The organism is Microbispora sp. NPDC046933, from assembly GCF_040644635.1.
In the GTDB taxonomy this organism is placed as follows: Bacteria; Actinomycetota; Actinomycetes; order Streptosporangiales; family Streptosporangiaceae; genus Microbispora.
On record NZ_JBEYWW010000011.1, the window covers coordinates 198,842 to 225,136 of the forward strand.

Below are 26,295 nucleotides of genomic sequence, written 5' to 3' on the forward strand. Positions count from 1 at the left end.
CTCCCGTCGCCCTGGATCACGCCCTCAATCAGGTCAGATAACGCTCAAATCCGTTTAAGGGCCCCATGGGGGCCTTCATAACGCATGCCCGTGAAACATCGATGTCACCCGGCCGGGGTAACTTAGTTGACCTAACTAACTTCCGTCCGCCGCGCGCCGCGCGGAAACAGGCCGTGCGCTGTGCGGACCAAGAGGAGGGGAACCACTCCGTGGCCGTAGCGAACCAGTCCCTGGCGGGGGCGTCGCCGCAGCCGGCGCCGTCCTCGCGGTACAAATGGATCGCGCTGTCCAACACCACCCTCGGCGTCCTGATGGTGACGATCAACCAGTCCATCGTGCTGATCGCCCTTCCGGACGTCTTCCGCGGCATCCACCTGAACCCGCTCGACCCCGGCAACACGGGCTACCTGCTGTGGATGATGATGGGCTTCATGGTCGTCACGGCCGTACTGGTGGTGATGTTCGGCCGCCTGGGCGACATGTTCGGCCGGGTCCGCATGTACAACCTCGGGTTCGCGGTCTTCAGCCTGTGCTCGATCATGCTGTCGCTGACCTGGATGGACGGCGACGCCGGGGCGATGTGGCTGATCGGCTGGCGGATCGTGCAGGGCATCGGCGGCGCGCTGCTGTTCGCCAACTCCACCGCGATCCTCACCGACGCCTTCCCCGTGCGCCAGCGCGGCACCGCGCTCGGCATCAACTCCATCGCAGGCATCGCGGGCTCCTTCCTCGGCCTGGTCATCGGAGGGGTCCTGGCCCCGGTCGACTGGAAGGCGATCTTCCTGGTCTCCGTGCCGTTCGGCGTCCTGGGCACGATCTGGGCGTACGTCAAGCTGCGGGACAACGGCGTGCGCCGCCGGGCGCGGATGGACTGGTGGGGCAACGCGACCTTCGCCGTCGGCCTCATCGCGCTGCTGGTCGGCATCACCTACGGCATCCAGCCGTACGGGACCGGCGTGATGGGCTGGGGCAACCCCTGGGTCGTCGCCGCGCTCGGCGGGGGCGTCCTGCTGCTCGCGCTGTTCGCGTGGATCGAGATCAGGGTGGACGAGCCGCTGTTCCGGCTCACGCTGTTCCGCAACCGCGCCTTCCTCGCGGGCAACGTCGCCAGCCTGCTCACCGCCCTCGGGCGCGGCGGCCTGCAGTTCATGCTGATCATCTGGCTGCAGGGCATCTGGCTGCCGCTGCACGGCTACAGCTTCGAGGAGACGCCCCTGTGGGCGGGCATCTACATGATCCCGCTGACCGTGGGCTTCCTGCTGTCGGCGCCGGTCTCCGGCTGGCTGTCGGACCGGTTCGGGCCGCGGATGTTCACCGTCGGCGGCACCCTGGTCACCGCGGCGAGCTTCTTCGCTCTGATGACCCTGCCGACGGACTTCGGCTACGGGCTCTTCGCGCTGCTCATCCTGGTCAACGGCCTCGGGTCCGGCCTGTTCTCCTCGCCCAACCGGGCGGAGATCATGAACTCGGTGCCCGCCGAGTCGCGCGGCGTCGGCGCGGGCATGACCGCGACCTTCCTGAACTCCTCGATGGTCCTGTCCATCGGCGTGTTCTTCAGCCTGATGATCGCGGGCCTGTCGCAGTCGCTGCCGCACACGATGCACGACGAGCTGGTGGCCCAGGGCGTGCCCGCCGCGCAGGCCGAGGGCATCGCCCAGCTGCCGCCGATCGCCGTGCTGTTCGCGGCGTTCCTCGGATACAACCCGTTCCGGCAGCTCCTCGGCGGCATCCTGGACCGGCTGCCCGACGGCGGCGCCCACCTGACGAGCAAGGAGTTCTTCCCGCACCTCATCGCGGGCCCCTTCCACCAGGGCCTGGTCATCGCCTTCTGGTTCGCCGTGGCCGCGTGCCTGGTGGCCGCCCTGTCGTCGCTGCTGACCGACCGCGTCGGCCGTGGGCACCGCGCCGCCGCCCACGAGTCGCTCGGCTCCGAGCTCGCCGCGGTCTCCGGCGAGGCCGGCCTGGCCGGCAACGAGCTGGTCGTCCCGGACGAGGAGTTCGACGCCCAGCGCGCCGTACCGGACAAATGAGCGTCGGCGACCAGAGGCCCCGGCACTGACGTGCGCGTAGTCGCCCACCGCCTGGGCCAGCCGGAACCGTCCTGCGCCGGCGGCGCGCTCAGACGGCGACGACGAGCTTGTTCGCCGAGATGCCGCCCCGGAGCTGCCGCAGCGCGTCGGGGACGCGGGCGAGTCCGTGGCCGACGACGGTCGCGTCCGGTGCGGCCCGGTAGGCGCCGGTGGCGAGCGCGGTCGGGAGGAAACCCGCGTAGATCGCCGGTCCGACCTCGTTGTCCTTCAGGGTGCCGCCCCAGATCCCGCTCACCCGCACCCCGGGCCGCCGTGCCCACGGGGGCCGTATGCGTACGAGCCACCCGGGCTGCGCCGACGCGACGCGCTTGCTGCCCGTGGTGCGGGACGCGATCGCGACCGCCGGTGCGAGTGACCCGGATCCGATGGCGAGCGTGCCGGCGAGAGGGCTGTCGCCGATCCGGTCCACGATCTCGTCGACGGCGGCGGGGCTGCGGCGGTCGACCGCCTCGGCCGCGCCCAGAGACCGGACGTAGTCGAAGTTGCGCGGCGAGGCGGTCGCCACCACGCGGTAGCCGGCGTTGCGGGCGAGCTGGATCGCGTTGCTCCCGACGCTCGTCGAACCGCCCCAGACGAGCACCGTCTCCGACCGCTCGACGGGGTCGGGGACGGGCATCGCCAGCCCGAGGTGGTCCTGCTGGAACATGCCGGTCGCCGCGGTCGAAAGCGCCAGCGGCAGCACGGCGGCCTGCTCGAACGGCAGCGAGTCGGGAATCGGGGAGACCATGTGCTGCATGAGCACGACATAGTGCTGGAAGGCGCCCTCCGCCGCGCGGTTCTGCGACTTCTCGACGCCGAACGCGTGCCCGAGAACGCGATCGCCCGGTCGCAGCCGCGCGACGCCTGTGCCGACCTCGACGACCTCGCCGGCGACATCCGAGCCCACCACGGCCGGGAAGGTCAGCCAGGGCAGGACCACGCGATACAGGAAGCCCGGTATGCCGTCGATGAAGTTCACGGCGACCGCCCGCACTCGGACGACGACCTCGTTCGCCGCCGGGGGTGTGTAGGGGGCGGGCCCCACCTCGAAGCGCGCGCCTCGCTTCGGCAGCCACAGCGCGATGTTCTGCTCGCTCATCTCAAGGTCTCTTTCCTCTATGTGATCGCTGGGCTGCGTCGTCGGATCACGCGAGCCGCACCCGCAGACTAGACAGTGTCTAGTATCTAGTCAACGTCTACTTTCAGTATCATCAGGTCGTGACCGCTCGGCCTTTCCACCATGGCAATCTCCGTGCCGTGCTGCTCGACCAGGCGGAGGCGGTGCTTCGCGAGCGGGGGATCGACGCCTTGTCCCTGCGGGAACTGGCGCGTGAGGCGGGCGTCAGTCATGGAGCCCCCCGGAGTCATTTCATCGATCGGAGCGCGCTCCTCGACGCATTGGCGGAACGGGGCTTCGTCCGGCTCGCCGACGAGATTCGCGAGGCGGCGGCGCGCGAGCCCGACGACTATGCACGCGCCCTTCACGCGGCGGCCTCTGCGTACGTGAGGTTCGCCGTGAGGGAGCCGGCACTGCTCGATCTCATGTTCGCGGCGAAGGTGGACGCCCCGTCGCAGGCGGTCCGTAACGCCGCGGAGCGCCTGTTCGACACCATGACCGGCATCATGAGCGCGGGTGTCGGAGCGGGCGCAGATGACGCAGGCGACGTCGGCCGGCTGACGCTGCTGCTGGCCGCGACCGTTCAGGGCATCTCGGCGCTCGTCACGTCCCGACGGATCACGATGCCTCAGGGCGAGGCGCTCATCGACGACGCGATCACACGCTTCCTCCTGGGGCCGTCGACCCGGCGGTAGCCGTACCGCGGATGCCGGTCCGCCCGGACGGGCGCGGTCCCCGTCGCGCAGGCGCCCAGTGATCACGCACCGCGCGTTCGGGCACGCCCTCCTCCCGGCGGAGGGATATCCCTACGTCCGATCGGGGGGCCTCTCGGATTTCGCCCGGCACGCGTCTCGGCGAGCGTGGGAAGAAGCGGCACAATCCGAAGGAGGACACGACGCATGCGTGGCAGAACACGACTCGTGGCCGCCGGGCTCGCGACGGCGGCGATCACTGCCGGGCTCGTCCCGGCTCAGGCGCGGGCCGTGGGAAAGCGGCCGGCGATCGAGTGGACGGCCTGCGCCGAGGACGGGTTCCCGGCGGGAACGCGATGCGGCACGATCGACGTGCCGCTCGACTGGGCTCACCCGGACGGGAGGACGACGACCCTGCGCATCGCGCGGCTGCAGGCCGCCGATCCCGCACACCGGATCGGCGGCGTGCTGCACATCCCCGGCGGCCCCGGCAACAGCGGGATCGAGGACATCAAGCAGGCGGCGGGCGACCTCGCCGGGATCCGGGAGCGCTTCGACCTCATCGCCTACGACCCGCGCAACACCGGCCTCGCCGCCAAGCTGCCCGAGTCCTGCGCACAGCCGGCGGTGCCGGCCCTGACCGAGCCCCGCGACCGGGCCGAGTACGACGCCCAGGCCGGGGCGATCGCCGCGGCCATGCGCAGGTGCCGGGCCGAGGACCGCAGCGGGCTGTACGGCAAGCTCGACTCGGTGTCGGTGGCCCGCGACATGGACGCGATCCGCGCGGCCCTGGGCGAGCGGCGGCTCAGCTTCATGGCCAACTCAGCCGGAGGGGTGCCGGCCGCCGCCTACCTCCGGCTGTTCCCGGAACACGTCCGCGCCATGTACCTGGACGGCGTGATCAACCAGACCGCGGGCTGGGCGAACCAGAGCCTGCTCGGCTACCGGGGCCTGGAGCACGAGTTCGAGCGCTTCACCGCCTGGTGCGCGGCGACGCCCGCCTGCGCCCTGCACGGCGAGGACGCCGGGAAGGTCTGGCGTGACCTCACCGCGCGGGCCGACAGGTCGCCGCTCCCGGTCACCTCGCAGCGGTTCGGCCGGGGGAAGCTGACCGGCTCCTCCCTGCGGTGGTTCGGCTTCGCCCCCGACCCCGGGCCCGGCGACTCTCGATGGCTGGCGTTCGCCGAGGCGGTGGACAAGGCCCGGCTGGGGGACGGCTCGGGCTTCGCCGACGTGGCCCTGGGCAACGTCGCCATCTGGACGATGCCCCTGCTGCTCGGCATGACCTGCGGCGACGACCGGGGCTACCACGGGTACGAGGAGTACGTCAGGGTCCGCCGCGAGGCGCGGAGGATCTCACCGAACTTCGGCGGCGCGGATCCCGACGCGCTCGGTTGCGCGGGATGGCCCCTTCCGGTCGCGAACCCGTCACGTCCCCTGCCGGTCCGCGGCCTGCCGCCGCTGCTCGGCGCGGGAACGTGGGGCGACTTCGCGTGGACCGACAGCCTGGTCCGGCGGGTCCCCGGCTCTGTCTCGATCCGGTACGAGGGTCCGGGCCACGCCCTCTACCTCTCGGGCAACCGGTGTGCGATCAGGCACGCCACGCGGTATCTCACGGACCTCGCGCTGCCCCTGCCCGGCACCGTCTGCCTCCCCGGCGACTGATCGGGCTCCCCGGGCGTGGCCTCCGCACCGTCGCGGTTGTCCCACCGCACGCTTGTGGCCGGCTCCACACGGCGCGCGCCGCCGCGTCGAGCCGGCCACAAGTCCGTACGGACCCCCGATCGGGCGGCCACGGTCGGCGGGACCTCAGGAAGCAGGCGCTGTGGTTTCCAGTTCGTGGACGCGCGGGTCGCCCTGGTCGGCGAAGTAGTCCTCCGGCCGGGTGCCGTCCGGGCCGTCGGCGCTCTTGAGCGCGCGGGCCACGAAGGTCCCGAGCACGGCGACGACCAGGTTGACGATCAGCGCGAGGAAGCCGGCGTACACCGTGATCTTGGTGTCGAACCCGAGCTGCGACAGCGGGAAGGCCGAGCCGCCGAAGTGGGCGTGGTTGGTGGCCGGGTTGGCGATGTTGTACAGCAGCAGCATCCCGGCCGCCATGCCGGCGGCCCAGCCCGCGACGAGGCCGCCCCGGTGGAACCACCGGGTGTAGAGGCCGAGGCCCACCGACGGGAGCGTCTGCAGGATGATCACGCCGCCGATGAGCTGCAGGTCGATCGAGAACTGCGGATCGATGAGCAGGATGCACAGCACCGCACCGATCTTCACGACCAGCGACGCGATCTTGCTGACCGTGGCCTCCTGGGCCGCGCTGGCGTTCCGGTTGAAGTACTCCCGGTAGATGTTGCGGGCGAACAGGTTGGCCGCGGCGATCGACATGATCGCGGCGGGCACGAGCGCGCCGATGCCGACGGCGGCGAAGGCGACCCCGGCGAACCAGTCGGGGAACACGTTGTCGAACAGCTGCGGAATGATCGTGTTGCTGTCCTTGCCGATCGGCTTGACCCCGGCCGCGATCGCCATGTAGCCGAGCAGCGCGATCAGGCCGAGCAGCAGGCTGTAGGCCGGCAGCGCCGACATGTTCCGCTTGATGACGTTCCGGTTCCGCGAGGCGAGGATGCCGGTGACGCTGTGCGGGTAGAGGAACAGCGCCAGCGCCGAGCCGAACGCGAGCGTGACGTACTGGAGCTGGTTGTTCGCGTTCAACGTGATGCCGTCGGGCGCCGGGGTCGCGTCGAACTTGGCCTTGGCGGCGTCGAAGATCGACGCCCAGCCGCCGAGCTTGGCCGGGATGTAGACGATCGCGACCAGGATCACCAGGTAGATCAGTGAGTCCTTGACGAACGCGATCAGCGCGGGGGCGCGCAGCCCGGACTGGTAGGTGTAGGCAGCGAGGATCGCGAACGCGATGATCAGCGGCAGGTCGCCCGTCAGCCCCATCGTCTTCAGCACCGCCTCGATGCCGACGAGCTGCAGCGCGATGTACGGCATGGTCGCGACGATGCCGGTGATCGCCACGAGCAGCGCCAGCGTGGGAGAGCCGAAGCGCACGCGGACGAAGTCGGCCGGCGTGACGAGGTTGTGCACGTGCGAGACCGACCACAGCCGCACCAGCACGAGCATCACCATCGGGTAGACGACCACCGTGTACGGCACCGCGTAGAACCCCATGGCGCCCGCGCCGAAGATCAGGGCGGGCACGGCCACGAACGTGTACGCCGTGTAGAGGTCGCCGCCGATCAGGAACCAGGTGATCCAGCTGCCGAAACTGCGCCCGCCGAGACCCCACTCGTCGAGGGTGGCGAGGTCGCCGGCCCGGCGCCACCGGGCGGCCACGAATCCCATGCCGCTGACGACCAGGAACAGGAGCGTGAAGATGACGATCTCGGTGGTCTTCACCGGTTCCTCCTCGTCGCGCGGTAGACGAGGGTGGTCGTGGCCACGCCGAGCACGATGAAGGCGAGTTGCAGCCAGTAGAACAGCGGGATGCCGAACAGCCGCGGTTCCACCGCGTTGAACAGGGGCGGGATGAGCGGGATCGCGACCGGCAGCAGGAGCAGCCAGTTCAGGGGACTGCGGTCGGGGCTTCGGCCGCGGTCGGTGCGGGGAGTCGTCACACGTTCTCCAATCGGACACGGACCAGGCGAGCCCGGAGATCCGCGTGACGGGCCGTCGCGCGGACCAGCGGGACGGTTGCTCGGCGGCAGCGTAAGGACCCACAAGTCACAGGGAGATCACCGATCGCCGAACGGTCGTGTTGGCGCGCCCAGCGACGATCGGAGGTCGATGGCGGCGACGTGGGCCGGGACGCGACTGCGTCGTTCGGCGGGGAGGCCGCCGGCCACATGACACCCGATACCTGACGCTGTCTGACAGGAACGGGCGGTAGCCTCCCGCCGGAAGGAGGCGATGAGATGCGGTACGTGGCGCTGCTGCGCGGCATCAACGTCAACCCCGCCACCACGCTGGCGATGGCCGACCTCAGGGCACTGCTGGAACGGCTCGGGTACGGGAACGTGCGCACGCACCTGCGCAGCGGGAACGCCCTGTTCACCGCCGACGGGAACGCCGAGTCGGTCGCCGTCGCGATCGAGCGCGGACTCCGGGAGGAGTGCGGCCTGTCTGTCGCGGTGATCGTCCGTACGGCTGAGCAACTTCGCGGTGTGGTGGAGCGCAACCCCCTGGAGGTCCGGGACCCCGCCCGGTTCGCCGTGGTCTTCCTGGCCCGGCCGCCGGACCGGGAGGGGCTGGCGAGCATCGACCCGGCGGCGTACGCCCCGGAGGAGATGCGGATAGGCGAGCGGGAGGTCTACGTCTACTTCCCCGACGGGCTGCGGCGTCCCAAGCTGCCGCCGCTCATGGAGAGGCATTCGACCGGCCCGGCGACCATGCGCAACTGGAACACCGTCACCCGCCTGCTCACACTCGCCGAGGGCCTCTAGGCATGTTCCCGGCTCGGCACCCAGTAGGGTCTGTGTCCTGATGAGCGCCACTCTTGTCGCGAAGGAACTCGCCGCCGGGCACGGCGACCGCGTCCTGTTCGCGGATCTCGATCTGGTCGTCGCGCCCGGGGACGTCGTCGGGCTGGTGGGGGTGAACGGCGCGGGCAAGTCGACGCTGCTGCGCCTGCTGGCCGGCCTCGACGCCCCCGAGCACGGCAGCGTGCGGCTCAGCCCGCCCACCGCCAACGTCGGCCATCTGCCACAGGAGCCCGAACGGCGGCCCGGTGAGACCGTCGCCGCCTTCCTCGCCCGCCGGACCGGGGTCGCCGCCGCACAGCGTGCCCTCGACGCGGCCACCGAGGCGCTCGTGAGCGGCGATCCCGGCGACGCGTACGCCGAGGCCCTCGATCGCTGGCTCGCCCTCGGCGGCGCCGACCTGGAGGATCGGGCCGCGGAGGTGGCCGCCGACCTCGGGCTCACGGTCGGCCTGGAGCAGGAGATGGCGTCCCTGTCCGGCGGCCAGGCGGCCCGGGTGGGGCTGGCCTCGCTGCTGCTCAGCCGTTACGACGTGTTCCTGCTCGACGAGCCCACCAACGACCTCGACCTCGACGGCCTGGACCGGCTCGAACGCTTCGTGACGGGACTGCGCGCCGGGACCGTGGTCGTCAGTCACGACCGCGAGTTCCTCGCCCGTACGGTGAACAGGGTGGTCGAGCTCGACCTGCCCCAGCGGCAGGTCCGCGCGTACGGCGGCGGTTACGACGCCTACCTGGAGGAGCGCGAGGTCGCCCGCAGGCACGCGCGCGAGCAGTACGAGGAGTACGCCGAGACCAAGGCGTCCTTGGAAACCCGCGCCCGGGCCCAGCGCGCCTGGATGGAGAAGGGCGTCAAGAACGCGCGCCGCAAGGCCACCGACGGCGACAAGATCGGGCGGAAGTTCCGCACCGAGGCGACGGAGAAGCAGGCGGCCAAGGCCCGGCAGACCGAGAGGCTGATCGAGCGGCTGGAGGTCGTCGAGGAGCCGCGTAAGGAGTGGGAGCTGCGGATGGAGATCGCCGCCGCGCCTCGCTCCGGGGCCGTGGTCGCGACGCTGCGCGGCGCGGTCGCCCGACGCGGCGCCTTCACGCTCGGGCCCGTCGACCTGCAGATCGACTGGGCGGACCGGGTCGCGATCACCGGCGCGAACGGCTCGGGCAAGAGCACCCTGCTCGGCGTTCTGCTCGGCCGGATACCCCTCGACGAGGGGACGGCGGCGCTCGGCCCCGGTGTGGTCGTCGGCGAGGTCGACCAGGCCCGCGCCCTCTTCGAAGGCGGCGAGCCGCTGCTCGACGCGTTCGGCGCGCTCGTCGACCTGCCGCCCGCCGACGTCCGCACGGTGCTCGCAAAGTTCGGCCTGCGCGCCGACCACGTGCTCCGCCCGGCGGCCACGCTGTCGCCGGGCGAGCGCACGAGGGCGGCCCTCGCCCTCCTGCAGGCCCGTGGGGTCAACCTGCTCGTCCTGGACGAGCCCACCAACCATCTCGACCTTCCGGCAATCGAACAGCTGGAGTCCGCGCTCGCCTCGTACACGGGGACCCTGCTGCTCGTCACCCACGACCGGCGCATGCTGAAGGCCGTCCACACGACACGCCGCGTCGTCGTCGAGGCCGGCCGGATCCACGAAGGCTGAGAACCCAGTCGCGTACGCGCTTCACGGCGGCCGCCGGGGCCGGTCGATCCGGGGTTTCGGCACCGGCTCACGGATGCCGTCGAAGGTGCCTCCCGCGCCCGGGAGCGCGCAGACCCTCGCGCGTACGGCACCAGGAAAGATCGGGAATATCACGCTCTCGCCAGATAGATCGCGCGCTGTCACCATGTGGGAATGAGAGGCTGGGCCAGCCGGCGCCGCGTCCTGCTCCCCGTTGCGGGCGTGGCCGCGGTCGCCGGGATCGGCTATGGGCTGACCAGGCTCTCCGAGTCGGACGCGGCGGTCAACTGGGCACAGCTCGCGAGCGTGGCCCTCGGCGTTTTCGCGCTCGTCCCTCCCCTGGTCAGCACCTGGCGGCGGCGGCAGCCGGGCGGCGCGAGCACGATCGAGCAGATCGACCGCGCCGAGCGGGCGCTGCGGGTGCTCGTGCACGAGCAGTGGCGCGAGGAGATCGTGATCCGCGATCTCGACGAGCCGGCCCGGCTGCCGGTCCGCTGGAAGATCTCCGGTCTCGACGTGATGGACCAGGACGAGCGCGTCGACGGGCTGCGGCTGCTGCGCTCGTGGTTCGGCTTCGGGCGAGTGCGGTTCGACGGGCGCACCGACCGGATGCCGGAGATGGCCGGACGGTTCCGCAAGCTCGCCCGGCACCGGCTGGTGATCCTCGGCGAGGCCGGCATGGGCAAGACGACGCTGGCCGTGCTCCTGCTCAGGGAGCTGCTGAAGGAGCCCCAGCCCGGCGACCCGGTCCCCGTGCTGCTGTCGATGTCCGGGTGGGATCCGGCGGCCGAGCCCGTCCACCGGTGGCTGGGCAGGCGGCTACGGGAGAACTACCCGGCGCTGCGCGCCCCCGAGTTCGGCCCGGACGCGGCTCGCGGCCTGGTCACCTACCGGCGGATCCTCCCGGTCCTGGACGGCCTGGACGAGCTGCCCGACGCGACGCGGCCGAAGGTGATCAACGCGCTGAACGCCGCCTCGACCGTGGAGTCGCTCATCCTCACCTGCCGCACGGCCGAGTACGTGACGGCCGTCAACCTCCGCGACGGCGCCGCGCTCGTCGGCGGCGCCGTCATCGAGCCCAGGCCCGTCAAGAGCTCGGACGTCATCTCCTATCTCCGCGACCGGCTCGCTCCCGGGCAACGGGCCGACTGGACCGGCCTGCTGTCCGCGTTGAAGGCCGACCCGGACGGCCCGCTGCCCCAGGCCCTGTCCACGCCGCTCGTCGTGTGGTTGCTGTACAAGGTGTACGTCGAAACCCGTGCGAACCCCACTCCGCTGTGCGACGCCGAGCGCTTCCCGACGGCGGCCGCCGTCACCGACCACCTGCTCGACAACCTCGTGCGGGCGAGCTTCGCGGCCACCCCGCCCGACGACGACCCCTCCGAACGGCACGAGCACGACCACCCGTTCCGTCCGCAGCGGTCCTGGGATCCGGACGAGGCCCACCGGTGGCTGTCGTTCGTCGCCCATCAGATGTCGGCGATCGGCACCAGGGACTTCCACTGGTGGCACCTCCACCGGGCGATCTCACGACGCTGGAGCACCCTCGTCGGGGGCGTGACCATCGGACTGACCGTCGGCGTCACGGTGGGGCTGACCAGCGACGCCGTGGTGGCGCTGCGCAGCCCGCACGCGGGCAGCCTCCGGGACGCGCTCTTCTTCGGTCTCGCCGGGGGACCGGTGGGCGGGCTCGTCGGCGGCCTCACCGGCGGGCTCATCCTGGAGCGTCTGAAGGGCTACACGCTGGAGCCGGCGTACGCCAACCTGCGCTGGCGCGGCAACGTCCGCCGGCTCGCCGTGCAGCTCACGCTCGGGCTGGTCACGGTGCTCCCGGTCGGCATGATCGCGGCGTTCGCGCTGTGGCGGGTCGCGGGGATCTCCTCGCAGGTCGACAACCTGATCCTCTACGCGCTCGTCATCGGCGTCATCGGCGGTGCCACCCTCGGGCTCAACAAGTGGGTGACGACCCCCCTCACGAACGACCGGCCGCAGGGCCCGCTGATCACGCTGCGGCGGGACCTCCAGCTCGTGTACGGGCGTTCCCTCACCTTCGGGCTGGCGCTGGGCCTCGCGTTCGGCTTCGCCGGGACGCTGGTCAACGGCTTCTCCGGGCTGCTGCACGGTGCCGAGGCCGGGATCGCCTTCGGGCTCGCGGGCGGCGTCGTGTTCACGCTCACGTTCGGGTTCACGGGAGCCAGCTCGATCTACCTCGTCGCCGTCGCCATGCTCCGCGCCCGCGGACGGATCCCGCTACGGCTGATGAGCCTTCTGGAGGACGCCCATCGCGTCGGGCTGCTCCGCCAGGTGGGGCCCGTGTACCGGTTCCGGCACGAGAAGCTGCAGGACCGTCTCGCCCACCTCCACGCGCACAACGATCGGCCGGAGCCGAAATAGCGGGCCACGGCCCGCGTGCGGTCCGCAGCCGTCGCCGGCCGGCTCAGGGCAGCGCGGGGAGGATCACGGCCGAGGGATGGCGGGGGTCGTGCAGGATCTCCTGGTCGGAGGCGACCATCGGGGTGCCCGCCGTCAGGGGCGCGCCGGTGCCCGGGTTGCGCGCGATGCGCGGGTAGGCCCCGCTCGCCACCTGCACCCGGATGCGGTGGCCGCGGCGGAACCGGTGGCCCATCGGCCACAGGTCGATCTCCACCCGGCGCACGCCGTCCTCGTCGCCGCGGTCCTCCGGGGTCAGGCGGCGCACGCCCTCGCAGACGTTCATCGACGCGCCGTCGGGGTGCACGTCGCACACCCGTACGACGAAGTCGGTGTGCTCCCTGCCGGTGCGCACGAACAACTCGGCGCTCACCGGGCCGATCATCTCGGTGTCCCGGTCGAGCGCCTCCGAGGTGTAGACGAGCACGTCACGCCGGGCCTCCAGGCGCCGGTTGTCCCTCGGCTCGGAGTTGCCGATCAGCACCGGTCCGCCGATCACCGGCGTGGGGTGCGCGGGGTCGTAGCGGTAGCGGTCCGGCTCGCCGCCCGCGGGGTTGTCCCGCGACAGGGCGAGGCCCGGCTGCAGGTGCCAGCGCTCGCGCCGCATCCCGGGCGGCGGCCAGTCGGGCTCGTCCCGCCACTCGCCCGCGCCGGTGACGTACAGCCGGACGGGGGAGGGGCGCAGCCCCGACGGGTCGCCGAGCAGGTGGGCGCGGAACCAGGCCAGGGCGTCGGCGTTGGCGGCCCGCCCGTGGCGGATGTCGGCGTGGTACCACGGCCCGATCGTCAGGTAGGGCCGGCGCCCGGCCGCCCGCAGCGCCGCGTAGTCCTTGAGCTGCCAGGGCAGGAACACGTCGTACCAGCCGCCGGTCATCGTGATCTCCGCGCCGACCTGCCCCACCGACGCGGAGAAGTCCACCTTGTCCCAGTACGTGCAGAGGGTCTCGCCATGGTGGGCCAGCAGTTCGCGGAAGAACGGCAGCGGCCTGCCCGCCGACAGCAGGTCGAGCTCGGGCAGCGGGCGGCCCGACAGCACGGCCCGCCGCGTGCGCCGGGGCGCGGTGAACGCGGCCACGCCGCCCAGCCTGCCCTCCAGGTGCGCGGTGAGCGTCGTCCAGATCAGCGTCGACTCCAGCGCGAACGACCCCCCGACGTACGCCGCGTCCCGGAAGCACGAGGCGGTCACCTGGACGGCCATCGCCCGCAGGTCGGGGGTCTCCGCCGCGATCGCCCACTGGGTGTAGCCGAGGTAGGAGGGCCCGTGCATGGCGAAGCTGCCGCCATACCACGACTGCGCCCGCATCCACTCGACCGTCGCCAGGCCGTCCTCCTGCTCGTGGACCAGGGGATCGAGCCGGCCGCCGGAGCCGAAGCCGCCGCGGCAGCTCTGGAGCAGCACCTGGAACCCGTGCCGGGCGAACGTCCAGCCGTACATCCAGCCGACCACCCCGCCCCTGCCGTACGGTGTGCGGATCAGGATGGTCGGCGGCCGGTCGGCGCCGACGGGCGCGTAGTGATCGGCCAGGAGCGCGACGCCGTCCGTCATCGGCACGGGCACGTCGCGGCGGACCCGGACTCGGTGGCCTTGAGGGCCACCCGGCCCGGCCGGGCCGCGGCGGTGCACCGGCACGCGGACCATGCCCCCTCCTTCCCCGGCCTCGGGCGGACAGCCCCGGCGCCGAGAGTGAGGTTTCCCGACCAGTAACAGAATATCTATCCGCTATTCGCCCTTCCAGTCATGCCGCGTTGCATGATCGCGACCACCGCCGCTACCCTTGGCGCATGCGAACTCTTGCACCCTCCCAGTGGTGGCGCCGCTGACAGGCGGCTTTTTCGCATTCGCGTCGAAGTGACCGGCCGCCCCGTGAGTGGCGGCCTTCTGTATGTCCGCCCCGGGGCATACGAAAAAAGGGGCGTTGACAGTGGAGATCAGCGGATATACCACGGCCGGCGGCATCGCGGTCGAGCGCCGGGTGCGCGAGGTGCCCGAGGAGGCGCTGGAGGAGATCGTCACGTCGCTGAGGGAGCGGCGCGGCGGGGCCTTCTCGTCCGGCATGGACTACCCCGGTCGTTACAGCAGGTGGGCGTTCGGCTACGTCGATCCCTGCCTGGAGATCGTCGCGCGGGGGCGGCGGATCTCCGCCCGCGCGCTCAACGAGCGCGGCCAGGTCGTGCTGCCGGTCGTCGCCTCCTGTCTGCTCGCGGCCGGCAAGCCCGTGTCCGAACCGGCCCAGGGCTACGTCGAGGTGCACGTCCCCGAGTCCGAGGACCTGCTGCCCGAGGAGATGCGCAGCCGCCGCCCCACCGTCTTCACCGCCATCCGCGAGATCATCGGGGCCTTCCGGTCCGACGACCCGCACCTCGGCCTGTACGGCGCCTTCGGCTACGACCTGGCCTTCCAGTTCGAGCCGATCCGCTACCGCCTGGCCCGGCCCCGCGACCAGCGCGACCTGGTGCTGCACCTGCCCGACCGGCTCGTCGTGATCGACCGGGTCCGCGAGACCAGCATCGAACACCGCTACGAGTTCACCGTGGACGGCGTCTCCACCAGCGGCCTGGAGCGCACCGGCGAGACGATCCCCCTGGTCGCGCCCGCCGAGATCCCGCCGAACCCGGTGCGGGGGACCTACGCCGAGGTCGTCGCCAAGGCCAAGGAGAAGTTCCAGCGCGGCGACCTGTTCGAGGTCGTGCCCGGCCAGGTCTTCCACGGCGCCTGCGCCGACCCCGCCGCCTTCTACCGCTCGCTGCGCACCGAGAACCCCGCGCCGTACGAGTTCCTGCTCAACCTCGGCGACGGCGAGCACCTGGTCGGCGCCTCGCCCGAGATGTACGTCCGGGTGACCGGCGACCGGGTCGAGACCTGCCCGATCTCCGGCACCATCGCCCGCGGGGCCAACCCGGTCGAGGACGCCGAGGCGATCCGCACGCTCCTGTCCAGCGTGAAGGAGGAGTCGGAGCTGACCATGTGCACGGACGTGGACCGCAACGACAAGTCACGGATCTGCGTCCCGGGCAGCGTCCGGGTGATCGGCCGCCGCCAGATCGAGATGTACTCCCGGCTGATCCACACCGTCGACCACATCGAGGGCCGCCTGCGCCCCGAGTTCGACGCCCTCGACGCGTTCCTCACCCACATGTGGGCCGTCACCGTCACCGGCGCCCCCAAGACGTGGGCCATGCAGTTCATCGAGGACCACGAGGAGACCACCCGGCGCTGGTACGGCGGCGCCGTCGGCTTCATCGGCTTCGACGGCTCGATGAACACCGGCCTGACCCTGCGCACCGCGCAGATCCGCGAGGGCGTCGCCACCGTGCGCGCCGGGGCCACGCTGCTGTACGACTCCGACCCCGAGGCCGAGGAGCGGGAGACCGAGCTCAAGGCCAGCGCCCTGTTCGGCGCGCTCGCCGCGTCCGCCCGCCCCCGGGACGAGGCGCGGACCGAGCCCCGGCCCGACCTTCCGGGCGAGGGCCACCGCGTGCTGCTCGTGGACCACGAGGACTCCTTCGTCAACACGCTCGCCGACTACTTCCGGCAGCAGGGCGCGTCGGTGGTCACGCTGCGGCACGGCTTCCCGCTGGAGAAGCTGGACGAGATCGCGCCCACGCTCGTCGTGCTGTCGCCCGGCCCCGGCTGGCCGTCCGACTTCGGCTGCTCGGCGCTGATCGAGGCGGTGTACGCCCGCAGGCTGCCGGTGTTCGGGGTGTGCCTGGGGCTGCAGGCCATGGTCGAGCAGGCGGGCGGCACGCTCGAACTGCTGCCGTATCCGGAGCACGGCAAGCGCGGCCGGGTCCGCCGCGAGGGCGACAGCGCGCTGCTCGACGGGCTTCCCGGAGAGTTCGTCGCGGCCCGCTACCACTCCGTGCACGCCAAGGAGCCGGGGGTCAGGGGCTTCCGGGTCACCGCGTACACGCAGGACGGCGCGGCCATGGCGATCGAGGACGCCGAGAACCTGCGCTTCGGCGTGCAGTTCCACCCCGAGTCGATCCTGACCACGCAGGGCGGCGCCGGGGCGCGGATCATCGCCAACGTCCTGCGGCTTTGCGCACGTCATGACTGAGTAAAGAGGCCGTCCAGGGCGGCGCCGGCGCGGCGGGGGAGCCGTAGAGTCCACTGCCGTGCCGGAGCCGAGACCCCATGACATGCTGCCCGTGACCCTTCCCGACGCGGTGCGGGCCGCCCTGCTCGCGCCCATGGTCGACCAGCACTGCCACGGCGTGCGCCGCGACGACACCACCAGGTCGGGGTTCGAGCAGCTCATCGGCGAAGGCGGCACGCCCGCGCCACCCGGGACCACGCACTTCGACACCCCGGCCGGCGCCGCCATCCGCCGCTGGTGCGCGCCGGTCCTCGGCCTGGAGCCGCACGCCTCGGCCACCGTCTACCTGTCGCGCCGCGCCGAACTCGGCGCGGCCGAGGTCAACCGGCGGCTGCTGCGCGGAGCCGGGGTGTCGGCCTTCCTGGTCGACACCGGGCTCGACGTCCCCGCGCTGCTCTCGCCCGCCGAGATGGGGCGTCTCGGTTCGGCCGCCGCCGACGAGATCGTCCGGCTGGAGCAGGCCGAGCAGGACGTCGCAGAGGCCGGGCTGCCCGCCGCCGACTACGCCGGGACGCTGCGGGACGAGCTCGCCGCCCGCGCGGCCCGCGCCGCCGCGCTCACCTCGGTCGCGGCGCACCACTGCGGCCTCGGCTTCGACCCCTCCCGGCCCTCACGCGGCAGCGTGATCGCGGCGGCCGGCCGCAGGCTCGCCGACCCCAAGTCGCGCCTGGACGACCCCGTCCTCGTACGGCACCTGCTCTGGGCGGCTGTCGACGTCGCCAGGGAGCGCGGCCTGCCGCTGCAGTTCCACTGTGGCTTGTCCGGCGGTGGTCTGTCCGGCGGTGGTCTGTCCGGCGGTGGTCTGTCCGGCGCCGGCGCTGGACAGCCGGCCGATCCCGCCCTGCTGACCGGGTTCGTCCGTGCCCTCACCCCGCTCGGGGTGCCGGTCGTCCTGCTGCACTGCTACCCCTACCACCGTCAGGCGGCGTACCTGGCGAGCGTCTTCCCGCACGTGTACGTGGACGCGGGTCCCGCCGTCGCCCACACCGCCGCCGGTTCCGCCCACGTTCTGCGCGAGCTGCTCGAACTCGTCCCGTTCCACAAACAGATGTACGGCTCGGGCTGTCACGGCGCCGCCGAGCTGTGTTTCCTGGCCGCACTCTGCCATCGCCGCGGTCTGGCCCTCGTGCTCGCGGACCGGATCGCCGAGGGCGAGTGGAGCCCGGCCGACGCGGCCCGGATCGCGCACATGATCGGCTCGGGCAACGCCCGCCGCGTCTACCGCCTCTGAAATTCGGCATGGGTTCGCGGGGGTGGAGCAGAACGGCGGCGCGCTGCCCGCGCGGGCTGCGCGACATCACCTGACCAACCGGGACGGGGGACGACAGGTTACCGGCACTTGCCGCGTGTGACGGCATGGGGGCCGAGTCGCGATCGTGAGGCCGAACTGGTTTGCTTGGACGGTCATCCGTCGGCACCACTTCACGGGGAATGTGAATGCGCAGCGTCGAGCCCGAGGTCTTCCTCGTCGCCAAACCGTCTCTCGACTACGACGAGCTGGCCCGCTACCTCCACGAGATCGGCGGGGAGAGCTGGCTTGAGCGGCTGGAGCGCGGCGAGTTCGACGCCCAGAACCTGGCCGAGTTCGCCGGGCGGCTGTGCTACCGGTCGTTCGAGCCGGGTCTGAACCCGAACGTCACGAGGGTGCGCACCGACCAGGAGGCGTACCTGCGCAACATCCTGGCCAGCGCGCACGGCAGCGTGCTTGAGCACATCAGCTTCAGCTTCGTGCTGCACAACGTCTCGCGGGTGCTGACCCACGAGCTGGTACGGCACCGGCCCGGGGTGGCGATCTCGCAGGAGTCGCTGCGGTTCGTCCGGCTGAGCGACATCCCGTTCTGGTTCCCCGAGTGGGCGCGCGAGGACGCCGAGCTGATGAAGCGGGCGACCGAGATGCTCGACCGGATGGAGGAGTTCCAGACCTGGATGGCGACCCACTTCGGGCTGGACGAGGACGGCGTGCCGTTCGCGGAGAAGAAGCACCGCACCTCGTTCATGCGCCGCTTCGCCCCCGAGGGCGTCGCGACCGGCCTGGTCTGGACGGCCAACGTGCGCACGCTGCGGCACACGATCGAGGCCCGTACGGCCGCGGGAGCCGAGGAGGAGATCCGCCTCGTCTTCAACCGCATCGGGGAGGTCATGCGGGAGGAGGCCCCGGCCCTGTTCGGCGACTACGTCGTCGAGGACGGCGCCTGGATTCCCGGCTGGCGCAAGGTCTGAGCCGAGGCTCGATCCGCCCCGCGGTCGCCCGGAAGGGCGCCGCGGGGCCCACGGCGGCGGGTCGGAGACCTCAGAGGACGGCGGCCCGCACGCACAGCACGTCGGGCAGGTGGCGGGCGATCAGCGACCAGGTCTCACCCGCGTCCGCCGAGCCGTACACCTCGCCGTCCCGGGTGCCGAAGAACACCCCGGCGGGCCCGGCGGACATCGCGTCCCTGAGCACCGAGGCGTGCACGGGGCCCTCGGGCAGCCCGGTGGAGAAACCGTGCCAGGTCGTCCCGGCGTCGTCGCTGCGGAACACCCGGTATCGGTGGCCGAGCGGCGTCCGGTCGACGTCGCCGTGCAGCGGGAAGACGTACAGCCTGTCGGGGTCCTCCGCATCCACCGCGATCGGGAACCCGAAGTCGGAGGGCAGGCCGGACCCGATCTCGGTCCAGGAGTCGCCGAAGTCGTCGGACCGGTAGACCCCGAAGTGGTGCTGCAGGTAGAGCCGCTCGGGCGCCGCGGGATGCTGCGCCACCTTGTGCACGCACTGGCCGAACTCGGGATACTGCGCGCCCTCGGGGAGGAAGGGGGCGCGGATGTTCTTGTTGGACGGCCGCCAGGTGGCGCCCGCGTCGTCGCTGCGGAAGAACCCGACCGCGGAGGCGGCGACCCCGATGCGCCGCGGGTCGGAGGGGTGGGGGATCACGGTATGGAGGCACAGGCCGCCGCCGCCGGGCTGCCACTGGGGCCGGGTGGGGTGGTCCCACAGACCGTCGACCATGGTGTAAGTGGCCCCGCGGTCCTCCGACCGGAACAGCGCGGCGGGCTCGGCGCCCGCCCAGACCACATCCGGCTCGGACGGCGACGGCTGGAGCTGCCACACCCGGGCCAGCGCGGCCCCGGTGCGCTCGGGGAAGGCGACCGGAGGGGTCTTCGCCTCCTGCCAGGTCTCGCCGAGGTCGTCGGACCACATCACCGACGGTCCGAAGTGGCCGTACTCGATGCCCGCGAGGAGCCGGGGCGTGCTCCCGCGGGTGTCGATCGCGACCGAGTGGATCCCGATCGTGGAGAACCGCACCGGCTCGACCTCGAACGAGCCGCCGTCCGAGGAACGGGCGAGGAACAGTCCTTTGCGAGTGCCGATCGCGAGCAGTGCGGTCATAAGTCCTCCCTGTGCCGATTTCGATTATGTTTTCGATTCGAATCCTGCCAGGAAACCTTCGCCGTCACCCGCCGTTCCGGTCAAGCCTCGCTCTGCAGTGTGTCGCTCTGCAGTGTGTCGCTCTGTACTGTGTCGTCGCTCTGGATCGGGTCGCGATGGATCCGCGAGAGCGGCACGCCCGAGAGCTGCAGGCGCCGTACGGTCTCGTTCACCATCGCGGGAGGCCCGCAGACGTACGCCTCGTGGTCGGCCCACGAGTGGAACCTCTGGACCACGTCCGGGAGCCGGCCGCGCATCCCGTCGAAGGCGGGGTCGTCGGAGACCACCGGCACGACCCGCAGCCAGGGGAAAGCGGCCTCCATTCTCGCCAGGTCCGGCATGTCGTACAGTTCGCCTGCGCGCCGGGCGCCGAACAGCAGGTGGATGTTCGGGCGGTCGCCGGAGGCGATGACGTGCTCGATGACGGCCTTGAGCGGCGCGAGGCCGGTGCCGCCGGCGACGCACAGGAGGTCGCGGTCGGACTCGGGCGGCGTCATCGTGCCCACCGGCGGGCCGAGCAGGAGCTGGTCGCCGACGCGGGTGTGGCGGACCAGCGCCGTGCTCACCCAGCCGCCCGGCACGGCGCGCACGTGCAGGCGGAGCGTGCCGTCCGCGCGGGGCGCGTTGGCGATGGAGAACCGCCGCCACACCCGCGGCCATCTGGCCGTCTGGACCGCGACGTACTGCCCGGGGGCGAAGTCCATGCGCTGCGAGGGCCGCAGCGTGAGCACCGCGATGTCCCGGGTGCGCGGCTCGTGGTCGACCACCTCGGCCAGCCACCAGGGGGGCGTGGTCTCCGCGGCGGCGGCGTCGATCATGATCTTCGCCGCCATGGCGTACGCCTCGGTCCACGCGGCCTCGATCTCGTCGGTCCAGATCTCGGCGGCGAAATGCCTGATGGTGGCGAGAAGGGCGCTTCCCACGGCCGTGTAGTGCTCGGGGGACACGCCGTACTTGCGATGGTCCCGCCCGAGCTGGGCGAGATAGGACGCCAGCCCCTCAGGGCTGTCGAGCATCCAGACGACCCTCGTGAGCGCGTTGAAGAGTCGGTCGCGCTGCACCTCCATGGCCGGCGGGAACATGCCCCGCATGTGCGGGCACTGCGTGAACAGTCGTCCGTAGAAGTAGCCCGCGGCCTTCCCGGCGACGGGTTCGACGACCGAGAAGCTCTCCTTGACGAGGCGCGGATTCAGCGGCATCAGTTGTGTCCCACCCTAGGGACCGGAATCGTGCTCCGGTCTGTCGATCCACCTCCCTGACGGCTCCGGGTGACGAGCGCCGGCGGCCCCGGCTCGACCGATCGCTCAACAGGGAGTGTTCCACTCGCTCCCGGGCGTCACAACCGATTCGCCGCAAGGCAACCGACTGTGAACACTTCGTTATTTTTCGTGACGCTCCCACTGTGACTCCTGTGACTGATGAGAAAATTGACAAAAAGGAAAACGATCTGCGCCATGATGGGCCTGCCTGCTCGCACACCCCAGGAGATGGCCATGGCGCGTCCCATCGTCGGCATCACCACCTATCTCGAGGCCGCGCGCTGGGGCACGTGGGTCCGTGAGGCGGCGCTCTCGCCCCAGGCGTACGCGCGCGCGGTGGAGAAGGCGGGCGGCGCGCCCGTCCTGCTGCCGCCGCTGAGCCCCGTGTCCGCCGGCGACTACGTGCGCCGCCTGGACGCGGTCGTCCTCGCCGGGGGCGTCGACGTCGACCCCGCGCTGTACGGCGAGGTCCCGGCGGGGGAGCAGGACGACGACGGGCTCGGCGGGCCGCAGCCCCAGCGCGACCGGTTCGAGACCGCGCTGGCGCAGGCGGCGGTGGAGGCGGACGTGCCGCTGCTGGCGATCTCGCGCGGCATGCACGTGCTCAACGTCGCCCAGGGCGGCACGCTGATCACGTCCCTGCGGGAGGCGGTCGGCCACGACCGCCACGAGACGGCCGCGCACGTGGTCACGGTCAGCGTGTCGAGCAGGGTCGGCAAGGCCGTGGGCGACCGCGCGGAGGTGACCGGCGCGCACAGCCGGGCCGTCCGGCGGCTCGGCACCGGCCTGATCGCGGTGGCCTGGGCGGACGACCAGATCGTCGAGGCCGTCGAGCTGCAGGGACACCGGTTCGCGGTCGGCGTCCAGTGGCACCCCGAGCGCGGCGCGGACAACCGTCTCATCGAGGCCCTGGTGGACGCGGCACGTCCCTGACCCGTACGGACCGTGTCCCGGAGGCGGCGCGGCCGGCCGGTCCGCCGGGAGATGCGCGCCGCGGCCGCTTCGGCGGTTGTGTCGGCGGGCGCTGTTACTGTGCGGGGCATGGCGTTGCATCCCCAGGCGGAGGCCTATCTCAAGCTGTTCCCCTCGGATCTCGGCGTGGACATCGCCTCCCTCACCCGCGAGCAGATCGCCGAGCTGCGGGCCCTGGACGGGATGGCCGAGCAGCGCGGGCCGAGGATCGACCTGCCGGTGGTCAGGGACGAGACGGCGGCCGGGGTGCCCATCCGGATCTACCGCCCGGAGCCTGGCGAGCATCCGCTGCCGGCGCTCGTCTACTTCCACGGCGGCGGCTGGGTCTTCGGCAGTGTCGAGCGCAACGACGCCCTGGGCCGCGACCTCGCGCACCGGACCGGAGCGGTCGTCGTCTCGGTGGACTACCGCCTCGCGCCCGAGCACCCGTTCCCCGCGGCCGCCGAGGACGCCTTCGGCGTGGTCCGCGACGTGCACGCCCGCCCCGCGTTCTACGGCGCCGACGCGCGCAGAGTGGCGGTCGTCGGCGACAGCGCCGGGGGCAACCTCGCGGCGGTCGCGGCCTGGCTGGCCAGGGACGCCGGGCTCCGCCTCGCCCACCAGGCGCTGATCTGCCCGGTCCTCGACGTCGCGGCCGACACGCCCAGCTACCGGACGTACGGGAAGGGGTTCGGGCTCGACGCGGCGGAGATGAGGTGGTTCATCGAGCAGTACGCCGGTGGCGCCGACCCCCGCGATCCCCGTCTCGCGCCGATCCACCTGCCGGACAAGTCGGGCCTGGCGCCCGCGACGGTGATCACTGCGGAGTGCGACCCGCTGTGCGACGAGGGCGCGGCCTACGCGCGGGCGCTCGCCGAGGCGGGCGTCCCCGTGGAGCACCGCTGCTTCGAGGGCGCGCTGCACGGCTTCCTCGGCCTGCCCGGGTTCTTCGACCAGGCGCTGGAGGGGCGCGACTTCCTCGCCGCGAGGATCAAGGACGCGCTGCGCCTGCCCGAGGGACGGTGAGTCGCGTCGTGAGGGAGTACGAGAAGCTCAAGGTCGGTTGGGCGGCGGACGGCGTCCTGCGCGTCGTGATCAGCGAGCCGTCCCGGCGCAACGCCGTGGACCGCACCGGTCACCGCGAGCTGGCCGAGATCTGGCGCGACGTGGACCGCGACGACGACGTCAGGGCGGTGATCGTGCGCGGGGAGGGCGAGGCGTTCTCGGCGGGCGGCGACCTGTCGATGATCGAGGAGATGACCCGCGACCACGCCACGCGCCTGGAGGTCTTCGCCGAGGCCCGCGACATCGTCTACAACGTGCTCAACTGCGCCAAGCCTGTCGTCTCCGCGATCCAGGGCCCGGCGGTGGGGGCGGGGCTTGCCGTCGCGCTGCTGGCCGACGTCTCGGTGGCCGGGCGGACGGCCCGCATCATCGACGGCCACACCCGGCTGGGCGTCGCGGCGGGCGACCACGCGGCGATCATCTGGCCGCTGCTCTGCGGGATGGCCAAGGCCAAGTATCACCTCCTGCTGTGCGAGCCGGTCACCGGCGAGCAGGCCGAGGCGATGGGGCTGGTGAGCCTGTGCGTCGACGACGACCAGGTCCACGACAGGGCGCTGGAGATCGCGTCGCGGCTGGCCGCCGGGTCGGCCGAGGCGATCCGGCTGACCAAGTACGCGCTGAACAACTGGCTGCGGCTGGCCGGACCGTCGTTCGACGCCTCGCTGGCCATGGAGTTCCTCGGCTTCACCGGCCCCGACGCCGCCGAGGGCGTGCTGGCCCTGCGGGAGAAGCGCCCGCCCCGGTTCCGGCCAGAGTCCTGAGGATGAGCGCTAGCCGAAGCGCTTGCGCAGCGACTCCAGGCCGGGGACGAAGACGCCCCGGGTGAGGATCTTGGCGATCTTCCCCGGGTCGTCGGCCTCGAAGCTCGCGTACCACTCCACGAACGCCTGCCCGGAGTCGGTCACCGGAGCGACCCGGCACGTCGCGTGGTAGTCCCGCATGGGCAGCGGGGACTCGATGGTGGTGTACGTCAGCGTGCGGGCCTCGTCGTCGAGGCTCAGCAGCCGCTCGCGGAACACCCCGCCCGATCCCTCGACCCGCCGCACGACCCCCGGGGCGAGCGGCGCGCCGTCCTCGATCTCACAGGCGGACACGCCCGGCAGCCACTCGTGGAGGTTGCCGAACTCGCGCAGAAACGCCCAGACGTCCCCGGCGTCCGCGCTGATCACCGTGCTGGCGTACGGACCGCGCATGTGTGACTCCTTCCGCTGCTTCACGTAAGTGCCCCACCGGGGCGGGGCGCAAGCGGTCAGAAGCTCCTGGGCAGGCCGAGCACCTGGGTGGCCAGATAATTGAGCAGCAGTTCCTCGGTCACCGGCGCGATCCGGCCGATCCTGGCGTCGGCCAGCAGCCGCGCGACGGGATACTCCAGCGAGTACGCCATGCCCCCATGGGTCTGGAAGGCGGCGTCGGCGGCCTCCCACGCGGCCTGCGAGGCCGTCAGCTTGGCGATGTTGGCCTCCGTGCCGCAGGGCAGACCGTTGTCGAACGACCATGCCGCCTTGTACAGCATCAGCCTGGCCAGCTCGATCTTGGCCTTGACCTGCGCCAGCGGGAACGCGATGGCCTGGTTGGCCCCGATGGGCCGGCCGAAGACCTCCCGCTGCTTGGCGTAGTCCACGCCCACCCGCAGCGCCACCTCGGCCCCGCCGAGCGCACTGGCCGCCAGCAGGATCCGCTCGGGGTTCAGCACGTCCCACAGCACGGCCGCCCCCCGGTCCACCTCGCCGAGCACGCTGGAGGCGGGCAGCCGCAGGTCGTCGATGAAGACCATGTTGGACGGCGTGGTGTTCGCGCCCATCTTGGGGATCGGCCGGTAGGACAGCCGCCCCGCCGACACGGCCTCCGGCACGTTCACCAGGAACACCGTCAGCCCGTCGCTGCGCGGCCTGGCCTGTGCCGCCGGGATCGTCCGGGTGACGAGCAGCATCCAGGAGGCCCGCTGGACCCCGGTGATCCAGACCTTCTGGCCGTTCACGACGAAGTCGTCGCCGTCCCTGCGGGCGAAGGTCGAGATCGCCAGGGAGTTGGACCCGGCGTCGGGCTCGGTCAGGGCGAAGCAGGTCTCGATCTCTCCCGTGGCCAGCTTCGGCAGCAGCGCGGCCTTCTGCTCGGCCGAGCCGTGCCTGGCCAGTGTGAGCGCCCCGAACCCCGGCGTCAGCACGTACATGAACGCCGAACCGCCGGCGGAGCCGGAGGCCGACAGGGTCTCGGTGGCCACGGCCAGCTCCAGCAGGCCCTGTCCGGCTCCGCCGTACTCCTCGGGCACGGCCAGGCCGAGCCAGCCGCCCTTGGCGAGCTCGGCCCACACCTCCTCGGGCCAGCGCTTGTCCGATTCGCAGCGCTGCCAGTAGTCCATGTCGTACCGCGAGCAGATGTCCGCGATACCTCGGCGCACCGCCTGCGCGCTCTCCGGCAGCGTGAAGTCCATGCCCGCCACTCTAGAACGCCATTCGGCGGGCCGCGAGATCACCGGCGGGGGCGGCGCGCGTGGTAGACGAAGGCGGGCGGCAGGTTACGCCACACCGTGCGCCCGGCCACCACCTCCTCGAACGCCTGGCCCAGCCTGCGGCGGAACCGCAGGGCGGCGGGCAGGAGGCGGGCGTGGACGTAGGAGAACGTCGTGAACGCGCCTCCCGGCGCGAGCGAGGCGACCACCGCCCGCAGCAGGTCAGCCTGGTGGGCGGGGGGAAACGCCGCCCAGGGCAGCCCGCTCACGATCACGTCGGCGGCGGCCACGCCCCGGGCCGCGAGCAGCTCGGGCAGCCGCGCGGCGTTGTCGACCACGAGCTCCACCCCCGGGTAGCGGGCGCTGAGATGGCCGGCCAGCCGCGGATTGATCTCGACCGCCAGGTGCCGGCCCCGGCCGCCGAGGCGGCGCTGGATCTCGGCGGTGAAGGGGCCGGTGCCCGGCCCCAGCTCGACGACGACCGGGTCGCCGCGCTCCGGCACCGGCACGCACACCGCCGCCGACAACCGCCGTGAGCTGGGCGCGACCGCCCCGGTCACGGCGGGGGAACGCAGGAACTGCCCGAAGAAGATCGCTGATTCATTGGCCATGCGGCGACGCTAGGGCCCCG

General features: G+C 72.0%; 21 protein-coding genes. 12 read left to right on the top strand and 9 right to left on the bottom strand.

Annotated features, from left to right (window positions below):
- The first annotated feature begins 209 nt into the window (after positions 1-209).
- The gene (locus tag ABZ857_RS17310; RefSeq protein ID WP_357043954.1) at positions 210-2,030 is read left to right on the top strand and encodes an MFS transporter; all 1,821 of its coding nucleotides are present in this window, start codon (positions 210-212) and stop codon (positions 2,028-2,030) included.
- Between the two features lie 88 nt (positions 2,031-2,118).
- On the opposite strand, the gene ABZ857_RS17315 is transcribed toward ABZ857_RS17310, so the two are convergent.
- Positions 2,119-3,168, bottom strand: coding sequence for a zinc-binding alcohol dehydrogenase family protein (locus ABZ857_RS17315; RefSeq protein WP_357043957.1), 1,050 nt, complete (start codon positions 3,166-3,168; stop codon positions 2,119-2,121).
- Positions 3,169-3,287: 119 nt separating this feature from the next.
- Between ABZ857_RS17315 and ABZ857_RS17320 the strand changes: the two genes are divergently transcribed.
- Both ABZ857_RS17320 and ABZ857_RS17325 read left to right on the top strand, forming a co-directional pair.
- Positions 3,288-3,881 carry a TetR/AcrR family transcriptional regulator gene (locus tag ABZ857_RS17320; protein WP_357043959.1) on the top strand — a complete coding sequence of 198 codons (594 nt, stop codon included), beginning with the start codon at positions 3,288-3,290 and terminating at the stop codon, positions 3,879-3,881.
- A gap of 204 nt (positions 3,882-4,085) precedes the next feature.
- Complete coding sequence (locus ABZ857_RS17325) at positions 4,086-5,543, top strand: alpha/beta fold hydrolase (protein WP_357043961.1); 1,458 nt, start codon at positions 4,086-4,088, stop codon at positions 5,541-5,543.
- 144 nt (positions 5,544-5,687) lie between these two features.
- Here ABZ857_RS17325 and mctP read toward each other — a convergent pair whose 3' ends face one another.
- Positions 5,688-7,277 carry a monocarboxylate uptake permease MctP gene (gene mctP / locus ABZ857_RS17330; RefSeq protein ID WP_357043963.1) on the bottom strand — a complete coding sequence of 530 codons (1,590 nt, stop codon included), beginning with the start codon at positions 7,275-7,277 and terminating at the stop codon, positions 5,688-5,690.
- The gene (locus ABZ857_RS17335; protein ID WP_357043965.1) at positions 7,274-7,495 is read right to left on the bottom strand and encodes a DUF3311 domain-containing protein; all 222 of its coding nucleotides are present in this window, start codon (positions 7,493-7,495) and stop codon (positions 7,274-7,276) included. Before ABZ857_RS17335 ends, mctP begins: the two co-directional genes overlap by 4 nt.
- A 297-nt stretch (positions 7,496-7,792) precedes the next feature.
- On the opposite strand from ABZ857_RS17335, the gene ABZ857_RS17340 reads away from it, so the two are divergent.
- The 3 genes from ABZ857_RS17340 (at position 7,793) to ABZ857_RS17350 (ending at position 12,401) form a co-directional block, all read left to right on the top strand.
- Complete coding sequence (locus ABZ857_RS17340) at positions 7,793-8,320, top strand: DUF1697 domain-containing protein (RefSeq protein WP_357043967.1); 528 nt, start codon at positions 7,793-7,795, stop codon at positions 8,318-8,320.
- Positions 8,321-8,360: 40 nt separating this feature from the next.
- Positions 8,361-9,989 (top strand): ABC-F family ATP-binding cassette domain-containing protein, encoded by a 1,629-nt coding sequence (locus ABZ857_RS17345; protein WP_357043969.1) that lies wholly within the window; start codon positions 8,361-8,363, stop codon positions 9,987-9,989.
- A gap of 192 nt (positions 9,990-10,181) precedes the next feature.
- Positions 10,182-12,401 (top strand): NACHT domain-containing protein, encoded by a 2,220-nt coding sequence (locus ABZ857_RS17350; protein ID WP_357043971.1) that lies wholly within the window; start codon positions 10,182-10,184, stop codon positions 12,399-12,401.
- 43 nt (positions 12,402-12,444) lie between these two features.
- On the opposite strand, the gene ABZ857_RS17355 is transcribed toward ABZ857_RS17350, so the two are convergent.
- Positions 12,445-14,076, bottom strand: a complete 1,632-nt coding sequence (locus tag ABZ857_RS17355) for a CocE/NonD family hydrolase (RefSeq protein ID WP_357043973.1) — start codon at positions 14,074-14,076, stop codon at positions 12,445-12,447.
- Positions 14,077-14,359: 283 nt separating this feature from the next.
- On the opposite strand from ABZ857_RS17355, the gene ABZ857_RS17360 reads away from it, so the two are divergent.
- The 3 genes from ABZ857_RS17360 to thyX all read left to right on the top strand — a co-directional run bounded on the left by ABZ857_RS17360 (position 14,360) and on the right by thyX (position 18,754).
- Entirely contained in the window at positions 14,360-16,495 is a 2,136-nt protein-coding gene (locus tag ABZ857_RS17360) for an anthranilate synthase component I (protein ID WP_357044054.1), read from the top strand.
- Between the two features lie 58 nt (positions 16,496-16,553).
- On the top strand, positions 16,554-17,765 hold the full coding sequence (locus ABZ857_RS17365) for an amidohydrolase family protein (protein ID WP_357043975.1): 1,212 nt from the start codon (positions 16,554-16,556) through the stop codon (positions 17,763-17,765).
- A 206-nt stretch (positions 17,766-17,971) separates the two neighbouring features.
- Complete coding sequence (thyX, locus tag ABZ857_RS17370) at positions 17,972-18,754, top strand: FAD-dependent thymidylate synthase (protein ID WP_357043977.1); 783 nt, start codon at positions 17,972-17,974, stop codon at positions 18,752-18,754.
- 70 nt (positions 18,755-18,824) lie between these two features.
- Here thyX and ABZ857_RS17375 read toward each other — a convergent pair whose 3' ends face one another.
- The gene (locus ABZ857_RS17375; protein WP_357043979.1) at positions 18,825-19,901 is read right to left on the bottom strand and encodes an exo-alpha-sialidase; all 1,077 of its coding nucleotides are present in this window, start codon (positions 19,899-19,901) and stop codon (positions 18,825-18,827) included.
- 80 nt (positions 19,902-19,981) lie between these two features.
- Positions 19,982-21,139 (bottom strand): globin domain-containing protein, encoded by a 1,158-nt coding sequence (locus ABZ857_RS17380; protein ID WP_357043981.1) that lies wholly within the window; start codon positions 21,137-21,139, stop codon positions 19,982-19,984.
- Between the two features lie 294 nt (positions 21,140-21,433).
- Between ABZ857_RS17380 and ABZ857_RS17385 the strand changes: the two genes are divergently transcribed.
- The 3 genes from ABZ857_RS17385 to ABZ857_RS17395 all read left to right on the top strand — a co-directional run bounded on the left by ABZ857_RS17385 (position 21,434) and on the right by ABZ857_RS17395 (position 23,976).
- Entirely contained in the window at positions 21,434-22,132 is a 699-nt protein-coding gene (locus tag ABZ857_RS17385) for a gamma-glutamyl-gamma-aminobutyrate hydrolase family protein (protein WP_357043983.1), read from the top strand.
- Between the two features lie 108 nt (positions 22,133-22,240).
- Positions 22,241-23,176 (top strand): alpha/beta hydrolase, encoded by a 936-nt coding sequence (locus ABZ857_RS17390; protein ID WP_357043985.1) that lies wholly within the window; start codon positions 22,241-22,243, stop codon positions 23,174-23,176.
- 8 nt (positions 23,177-23,184) lie between these two features.
- Complete coding sequence (locus ABZ857_RS17395; RefSeq protein ID WP_357043987.1) at positions 23,185-23,976, top strand: enoyl-CoA hydratase/isomerase family protein; 792 nt, start codon at positions 23,185-23,187, stop codon at positions 23,974-23,976.
- Positions 23,977-23,985: 9 nt separating this feature from the next.
- Here the strand turns inward: ABZ857_RS17395 and ABZ857_RS17400 are convergent, their stop codons facing one another.
- From ABZ857_RS17400 to ABZ857_RS17410, 3 genes are read right to left on the bottom strand one after another with little or no spacing between them, the layout of a single operon-like run.
- Positions 23,986-24,408, bottom strand: a complete 423-nt coding sequence (locus ABZ857_RS17400) for an SRPBCC family protein (RefSeq protein WP_357043989.1) — start codon at positions 24,406-24,408, stop codon at positions 23,986-23,988.
- Positions 24,409-24,464: 56 nt separating this feature from the next.
- The gene (locus ABZ857_RS17405) at positions 24,465-25,646 is read right to left on the bottom strand and encodes an acyl-CoA dehydrogenase family protein (protein ID WP_357043991.1); all 1,182 of its coding nucleotides are present in this window, start codon (positions 25,644-25,646) and stop codon (positions 24,465-24,467) included.
- A gap of 38 nt (positions 25,647-25,684) precedes the next feature.
- The gene (locus tag ABZ857_RS17410) at positions 25,685-26,275 is read right to left on the bottom strand and encodes a methyltransferase domain-containing protein (protein WP_357043993.1); all 591 of its coding nucleotides are present in this window, start codon (positions 26,273-26,275) and stop codon (positions 25,685-25,687) included.
- Between the last annotated feature and the right edge of the window lie 20 nt (positions 26,276-26,295).